This is a genomic window from Pelagibacterium lacus (assembly GCF_003345525.1).
Lineage (GTDB): Bacteria > Pseudomonadota > Alphaproteobacteria > Rhizobiales > Devosiaceae > Pelagibacterium > Pelagibacterium lacus.
The window spans coordinates 60,320-67,500 of the sequence record NZ_QQNH01000011.1; the positions used below are offsets into that span (position 1 = coordinate 60,320).

Here is a 7,181-nt window from a genome sequence, read left to right on the forward strand (position 1 = left end):
CAGGGCTCCTAGCACCGCCCACCAGCCCGGACACGCCCATGGCAGGATTGCCCACAGACAAGCTCGACGCTCTCGAACGCCGATTCGATGCCATCGAACACGCCATGAGCGCCAATCCCGATCCGGACAAATATGTCGGATTGTCCAAGGAATATGCCGAACTTTTGCCCATGGTCGCCAAGGTGCGCGAATATCGCGCCGCGCTGTCCGACCTGGCGGGGGCGGAGGAGCTCTACCGCTCCGGCGACAAGGAAATGGCCGAGCTTGCCTATGAGGAAATGGGCGAACTCAAGGAGCGGATCGAGGCGCTGGCGCAGGAAATGCGCATCATGCTGCTGCCCAAGGACGCGGCGGACGAGAAAAGCGCCATCCTCGAAGTGCGGGCCGGCACCGGCGGCGACGAGGCCGCGCTGTTCGCCGGCGATCTTTTCCGCATGTACCAGCGCTATGCGCAGGACCAGGGCTGGAAGGTGGCGGTCATGGAAGCCTCCGAGGGCGATGCGGGGGGATACAAGGAAATCATCGCCAACGTCTCCGGGGCGGGGGTGTTTGCCAGGCTCAAATACGAATCGGGCGTGCATCGCGTGCAGCGGGTGCCCGAGACCGAGGGCTCGGGCCGCATCCATACGTCGGCCGCGACCGTCGCGGTGCTGCCGGAAGTCGAGGAGATCGACGTCGAGATCCGCCCCGAGGACATTCGGATCGACACGATGCGCGCTTCGGGCGCCGGTGGCCAGCACGTTAACACCACCGATTCGGCGGTGCGCATCACCCATATCCCGACCGGGATCATCGTGACTTCGGCGGAGAAGTCCCAGCACCAGAACCGGGCCAACGCCATGAAGGTTCTGCGGGCCCGGCTTTACGACGAACAGAATCAGAAGGCGTCGTCCGAACGGGCTGAGGCGCGCAAGACGCAGGTGGGATCGGGCGACCGGTCCGAGCGCATCCGCACCTATAATTTCCCGCAAGGTCGGGTCACCGACCACCGCATCAACCTCACCCTCTATAAGCTGCCCCAGATCATAACCGGCGAGGCGCTGGGCGAGGTGATCGATGCCCTCATCACCGAGAACCAGGCCGCGCAACTGGCAGCGATGGAGCAGGGCTAGATGGTGGATGCGGAGCGCGCCGCGTCCTCCCGCACCCTCGGCCAGACCTGGCGCGCCCTGCGGGATCGGTTCGAAGCGGCGGGCATCCCCACGGCGGCGCTCGACGCCCGCCTTCTGGTTCGCCACGTGCTCGGCCTCGACCAGACCGGCCTCATCGCGCGCGAAGCCGAGCCCTGGCCTGCCGAGCGGGGGCCGGCTCTCGACGCTCTCGCCGCGCGTCGGCTCACCGGCGAGCCCGTGGCCCGCATTCTGGGCGTGCAGGAATTCTATGGCCTGTCCTTCGGCGTCAACGCCGCGACGCTGGTTCCGCGCCCTGAAACCGAAATGCTGGTCGATTTCGGGCTCGGTTGCCTGCGCGACCGTCCCGCCCCCCGCATCCTCGATCTGGGCACCGGCACCGGCTGCATCGTCCTCGCGCTGCTCGCCAACCTGCCCCGCGCCAGCGGCATCGGCATCGATCTTTCGGCCGAAGCGCTCGATCAGGCCCGTGCCAATGCCGAAAACCTCGGCGTCGCCGACCGTTTCGAAGCGCTGGCGGGGGATTGGTTCGCGCCCCTTACGGGTGGCGGCTTCGATCTCATCGTCTCCAATCCCCCCTATATCGCCACCGGGGTGATCGAAACCCTTGCCCCCGGCGTGCGCGATTTCGACCCCATGGCGGCGCTCGACGGGGGGCCGGACGGGCTGGCGCCCTACCGGATCATCGCGTCGGAGGCCATGGACTATCTCACGCCGGGCGGCGCGCTGGCCCTTGAAATCGGCCATGACCAGGGCCACATGGTGGAGGCGCTGCTCAAGGCGGCCGGATTTACCGATATCGGTGTGGCAAGCGACCTTGCCGGACACGACCGCATGGTCACCGGCTTCGCGCGGAAATGACACAGTGCCGTGCGAAATTGCCTCACGCCAAGATTTCTCTTGGAATGGGAAGGATATGCGGTTAGGTTGCCTGTGCTGACGCGATGATTGGTCATCGCGGTGGTTCCCACCCTGACATTGGCGGCATAGGATATAGCCGGCAGCGGAATCGATCTTCTCGATCGGACCCGGCATAGGGACGGGTTGGAGGCCACACAGCCTTTGGGGAAACCTGAGAGCGCGATCGGCATGACACAGGCCCCGGCGGGTCTGGGATGGTCATGGCTTGCGCGCAGCCGCCCTTGCGGCCTCGGGCCCATTGAGAAGCGCATACCTACACGAGCAACGTGTTGAAGCGAGCAGATGAGACCAAATCAGCAGAACAACAACAAGCAGCGTTCGCGCGGCCGGAACAACAATAACCAGCGGCGCGGCGGCGGTGGCGGCAATCCCTTGTCGCGCAATTACGAGAGCAATGGCCCGGATGTGAAGATCCGCGGCAATGCCGCCCATATCGCTGAGAAATACACCCAGCTTTCCCGTGACGCGGCTTCGGTCGGCGACAATGTGATGGCCGAGAACTATCTCCAGCACGCCGAGCATTACAACCGCATCATCCTGGCCGCGCAGGCGCAGTTCCAGCCGCGCCAGGATCATGTGGTCGATACCGGTTCGGACGAGGACGAGGATGGCGACCAGCTCGTCGCCGCCACGCCGTCCGAGGATCAGACCCAGCCGGAAGCCGCCGAGGCCGCGAACGAGGAGCAGGGCGAGCCGCGTCAGCGCCGCCAGCGCCGCCCCCGCCGCGAACGCAGCGAGGAAGAAGTCGCCGCTGCCGCCTCCGTTCCCGCCGAGGCATCTGCTGCCGAGCCGGAAGCGGTGAGCGCCGAAGCGGCACCCGAGGAAAAGCGTCCCACCCGCACCCGCCGGGCCAAGCCCGTCGCGGCGGAAGCCGCCGCTGGGGAGACCGTGGAAGCGGATGCGCCCAAGCCGCGCGCCCGCCGCACCCGTCGCCCCAAGGCGGACGAAGGCGAGGGCGAGTCGGTGGGCGAACTGCCTGCCTTCCTCACCGCCGGGCGGGAAGCTGCTGCCGAATAGCGGCGCCTATCCGAGAGAAATGACAAAAAAGGACCGGGCCGGCGCGCCCGGTCCTTTTTCTTTTGCGAACCGCCCCTACATATCTCCTGATCCTGGTCGGCGCCGCATGGCGGGCCGCCGGACGCAAAGAACAAATCCAACGCTTCGGGCGTTCGCGGGTGTGCCGGAAGCCGGGCGCCACGAACCGCGCCAGAAAAGGAGAGTTGAAGCGATGAACATAGAAAAATTCACCGAACGGTCGCGTGGGTTCATCCAGAGCGCGCAGCAGCTCGCGCTCAGCCGCGGGCACCAGCAGTTCCTGCCCGTCCATATCCTCAAGGTCCTGGTCGACGATACCGAAGGCCTCGCCTCCGGGCTCATCGAGCGGGCCGGCGGCAATGTCCATGCGGTGCGCGCCGGCATCGAGGAGGCGCTGGGGAAAATCCCCTCGGTCTCCGGCGACAATGGCCAGGTCTATCTCAGCCGCGAATTGGCGCGGGTCTTTGAAACCGCCGAGAGCGCTGCGCAAAAGGCCGGGGACAGCTTCGTCACCGTGGAACGCCTGCTGCTGGCGCTGGTGATCGAAAAGGACACCGATGCCGGCCGGCTGCTCGCCTCCGCCGGGGTGACCGCCAACGGGCTCAACGCAGCCATCGAGGCCATTCGCAAGGGGCGCACCGCCGATTCGGCCTCGGCCGAGAACACCTATGACGCGCTCAAGAAATATGCCCGCGACCTTACCGAGGATGCGCGCGAGGGCAAGCTCGATCCCGTCATCGGCCGCGACGAGGAAATCCGCCGCACCATTCAGGTGTTGAGCCGGCGCACCAAGAACAATCCGGTGCTGATCGGTGAGCCCGGTGTCGGCAAGACGGCGATCGCCGAGGGCCTCGCCCTCAGGATCGTCAATGGCGACGTGCCCGAATCGCTCAAGAACAAATCGCTTCTGGCGCTGGACATGGGTGCCCTGATCGCCGGCGCGAAATACCGCGGCGAGTTCGAGGAACGGCTCAAATCCGTGCTTTCGGAAGTCGAGGCGGCGGCCGGGCAGATCATCCTCTTCATCGACGAGATGCACACCCTGGTCGGGGCCGGCAAGTCCGACGGCGCCATGGATGCGTCCAACCTCCTCAAACCCGCCCTGGCGCGCGGCGAATTGCACTGCGTGGGCGCCACCACCCTCGACGAATACAAGAAATATGTCGAAAAGGACGCCGCGCTGGCCCGGCGCTTCCAGCCGGTCTTCGTCAACGAGCCCAATGTCGAGGACACCATTTCCATCCTGCGCGGCCTGAAGGAGAAATACGAGCTGCACCACGGCGTGCGCATTTCCGATTCGGCGCTGGTCTCGGCGGCGACGCTGTCGAACCGCTACATCACCGACCGCTTCCTGCCCGACAAGGCCATCGACCTCATGGACGAGGCGGCGGCGCGGCTGCGCATGGCGGTGGATTCCAAGCCCGAGGCCCTCGACGAGCTCGACCGGCGCATCATTCAGCTCAAGATCGAGCGCGAGGCGCTCAAGAAGGAGGAGGACGACGCCTCCAAGGCCCGTCTGGCGCGGCTGGAATCCGAACTGGCCGGGCTCGAGGACGAATCGGACTCGCTCACCCAGCGCTGGCTGGCCGAAAAGGAACGGCTCGCCGGTGGCACCAAGCTCAAGGAACAGCTCGACGCCGCGCGCACCGAGCTCGAACTGGCGCAGCGGCGCGGCGATCTCGCCCGGGCCGGCGAACTGGCCTATGGCGTCATCCCCGATCTGGAGCGGCGGCTGGCCGATGCCGAATCGGCAGAGGGCGAGCGCAATGGCAGCGAAATGGTCGATGAGGTGGTGACCCCCAACCACATCGCCCAGGTGGTGTCGCGCTGGACCGGGGTCCCGGTCGACAGGATGCTGGAAGGCGAGCGCGACAAGCTGCTGCGCATGGAGGACGAACTGGCCAAGCGCGTCATCGGCCAGGGCGAAGCCGTCGCCGCGGTGTCGCGTGCGGTGCGCCGGGCCCGGGCCGGCCTGCAGGACCCCAACCGCCCCATCGGCTCGTTCATGTTCCTCGGCCCCACCGGGGTGGGCAAGACCGAACTGACCAAGGCACTGGCGCAGTTCCTCTTCGATGACGAGACGGCCATGGTCCGGCTCGATATGTCGGAATTCATGGAAAAGCACTCGGTGGCGCGGCTGATCGGCGCGCCTCCGGGCTATGTCGGCTATGACGAGGGCGGGGTCCTGACCGAGGCGGTGCGCCGCCGGCCCTATCAGGTGGTTCTGTTCGACGAGATCGAGAAGGCTCACCCGGACGTCTTCAACGTCCTGTTGCAGGTGCTCGATGACGGGCGGCTGACCGACGGGCAGGGCCATACGGTGGATTTCCGCAACACGCTGATCATCATGACCTCCAATCTGGGTGCCGAATTCCTCGCCGCCCAGCCGGATGGGGAATCGGTGGAGCTGGTGCGGGGCAAGGTTCTGGACATGGTCAAATCGGCCTTCCGTCCGGAATTCCTCAACCGTATCGACGAGATCCTGCTCTTCCACCGGCTCGAACGTGGCCAGATGGGCGCCATTGTCGATATCCAGCTCAAGCGCTTGCAGAAGCTGCTCGACACCCGCGAGATCACCCTCGAGGTGACGCCTGCGGCCCGCGACTGGCTGGCCCATGAGGGCTATGATTCGGCCTATGGCGCCCGGCCCTTGAAGCGGGTCATCCAGCGCGCCGTGCAGGACGAACTGGCCGAAAAACTTCTGGCCGGCGACATCCATGACGGCGGGGCCGTGAAGGTCGATGCCGGCGATGGCGGGTTGGTGATCCTGCCCGTTCTCGAAGGCGAAGTGGTGGAAAAGGCGGCCGAGTAGAACCGCACGGCAAACAGCCGCGCTATAAAAAAGGCCCCGGTGACGGGGCCTTTTTGTTTGCTTGCGTGGTGCCGCGGGCCTTACTGGCGATGATAGTCTATGCTCGAGCAGAAGATCGCTGCCTGGCAGCCGGTGATCTTGAGGGTGTCGGGGGCCGTCATCTCGACGGTCGCGTTGGCGTTGCCGCCATTGAGGGCAATCGCGCCCTGCCATTTGTTGGGCCCGACCATGTCGCCCTGCACCACCTGCTGGTTCACGAATTGCAGGTTTTCCTCGGTGCGCGAATCGCCCTGGATATCGTTGAGCACGCCGCAGAGCTGGGTGCCGTCGCCGCACAATTCGAAGGTAAAGCTCGTGCCCCAGCGGTCCACCCAGGTTCCGTTGGGGTCCATGTCCTGCGCCAGGGCAGGGGCCGCGAGAGCGGCCAGGAGAGCGGCGGCGGCTGCAATAGTTCTGATCATGATTTATGCTCCATGAAAGCGCGTCGTGAGCCTGGGCCGGCTCCGCGCTGGCGATTGTTGCTAAAGTCCCCGCGTTTGGAAACGCTCCGGCCCCCGAAAGGTTGCCGCGCGTCCAGCCTTCCACCTGCCATCCTGCCCCATCCCCCGTGGCTGGGGCAAGGTCCGGTCGATGCTGTACGCATCGCCCAACTTATTCCCGCGGGGCGTGTCTCTGCCTATACTGCCCTTCGCCGTTCCCCAGTGGGCAAGGATGCATACGAGCTTCCGGGGAGGACGGGTCCGGGTGGAGGGCGGGTCGCTGCCCTTCACGACGGACCGCGTGACCAGGCTGACGCCGAGGTCATCCGTAAGCCGCTGATGGCAGGTCGACTGGCCATCCCAGCACCGATTGCCCCTGATGCCGACAGGCGGGGCGTGTCTGACGGTGTGGCGCGGGGAAAGGGGATAGAAGGGTCTAGCTCCCCGGGTTACGCGGATACCGAGATCCCAAAATCCCGGATGCATGGGGCGATGATCGCTTCATACTCTAACTACCAAAGGACGAGGCGTTCATCGCCCCATGCCAGCCTGCTCCATCCCTCCGAGGCGCGAAAATCGCCGGCGGGCGTTTTGGCGTGGGCGCGTTCCGCCGACTTGACGTCTTTCCGTTGTCGTGTGAACATACAGGGAACAACGTAGAGATCTCTCATGCCCGTGCTGCCCATCGACTATGTGGAATTCGAAAGCGATCGCCCCTCCGAAAGCCGGGCCTTCTTCGCCGCTGCCTTTGGCTGGCGGTTTACCGAATATGGGCCTGATTATCTCGGGATCGAGGGCGCGGAT

Annotated in this window: 6 protein-coding genes (1 of these 6 cut by a window edge); 5 read left to right on the top strand and 1 reads right to left on the bottom strand. The window is 65.5% G+C overall.

Annotated elements, in window-relative coordinates; translation table 11 throughout:
* The first annotated feature begins 38 nt into the window (after positions 1–38).
* The 4 genes from prfA (at position 39) to clpB (ending at position 5,898) form a co-directional block, all read left to right on the top strand.
* Positions 39–1,112 carry a peptide chain release factor 1 gene (prfA, locus tag DVH29_RS09645; RefSeq protein WP_114645971.1) on the top strand — a complete coding sequence of 358 codons (1,074 nt, stop codon included), beginning with the start codon at positions 39–41 and terminating at the stop codon, positions 1,110–1,112.
* On the top strand, positions 1,113–1,991 hold the full coding sequence (gene prmC, locus DVH29_RS09650; RefSeq protein WP_114645972.1) for a peptide chain release factor N(5)-glutamine methyltransferase: 879 nt from the start codon (positions 1,113–1,115) through the stop codon (positions 1,989–1,991). It abuts the gene before it with no gap.
* Positions 1,992–2,333: 342 nt separating this feature from the next.
* A complete protein-coding gene (locus DVH29_RS09655; RefSeq protein ID WP_114645973.1) occupies positions 2,334–3,068 on the top strand; it encodes a DUF4167 domain-containing protein in 735 nt (244 codons plus the stop codon).
* 211 nt (positions 3,069–3,279) lie between these two features.
* Entirely contained in the window at positions 3,280–5,898 is a 2,619-nt protein-coding gene (clpB, locus tag DVH29_RS09660) for an ATP-dependent chaperone ClpB (RefSeq protein WP_114645974.1), read from the top strand.
* Positions 5,899–5,978: 80 nt separating this feature from the next.
* Here clpB and DVH29_RS09665 read toward each other — a convergent pair whose 3' ends face one another.
* Positions 5,979–6,359 carry a hypothetical protein gene (locus DVH29_RS09665; RefSeq protein WP_114645975.1) on the bottom strand — a complete coding sequence of 127 codons (381 nt, stop codon included), beginning with the start codon at positions 6,357–6,359 and terminating at the stop codon, positions 5,979–5,981.
* Between the two features lie 687 nt (positions 6,360–7,046).
* On the opposite strand from DVH29_RS09665, the gene DVH29_RS09670 reads away from it, so the two are divergent.
* A protein-coding gene (locus DVH29_RS09670; protein WP_199562563.1) for a VOC family protein crosses the window boundary here: on the top strand, positions 7,047–7,181 show its 5' portion. Its footprint extends 219 nt past the window's final position; 135 of the gene's 354 nt are visible here — the first part of the coding sequence; the start codon lies at positions 7,047–7,049; the stop codon falls past the right edge of the window.

Coding starts and splice junctions, on each gene's coding strand:
- prfA (WP_114645971.1), top strand. CDS start 39: ATGGCAGGATTGCCCACAGACAAGCTCGACGCTCTCGAACGCCGATTC.
- prmC (WP_114645972.1), top strand. CDS start 1,113: ATGGTGGATGCGGAGCGCGCCGCGTCCTCCCGCACCCTCGGCCAGACC.
- DVH29_RS09655 (WP_114645973.1), top strand. CDS start 2,334: ATGAGACCAAATCAGCAGAACAACAACAAGCAGCGTTCGCGCGGCCGG.
- clpB (WP_114645974.1), top strand. CDS start 3,280: ATGAACATAGAAAAATTCACCGAACGGTCGCGTGGGTTCATCCAGAGC.
- DVH29_RS09665 (WP_114645975.1), bottom strand. CDS start 6,359: ATGATCAGAACTATTGCAGCCGCCGCCGCTCTCCTGGCCGCTCTCGCG.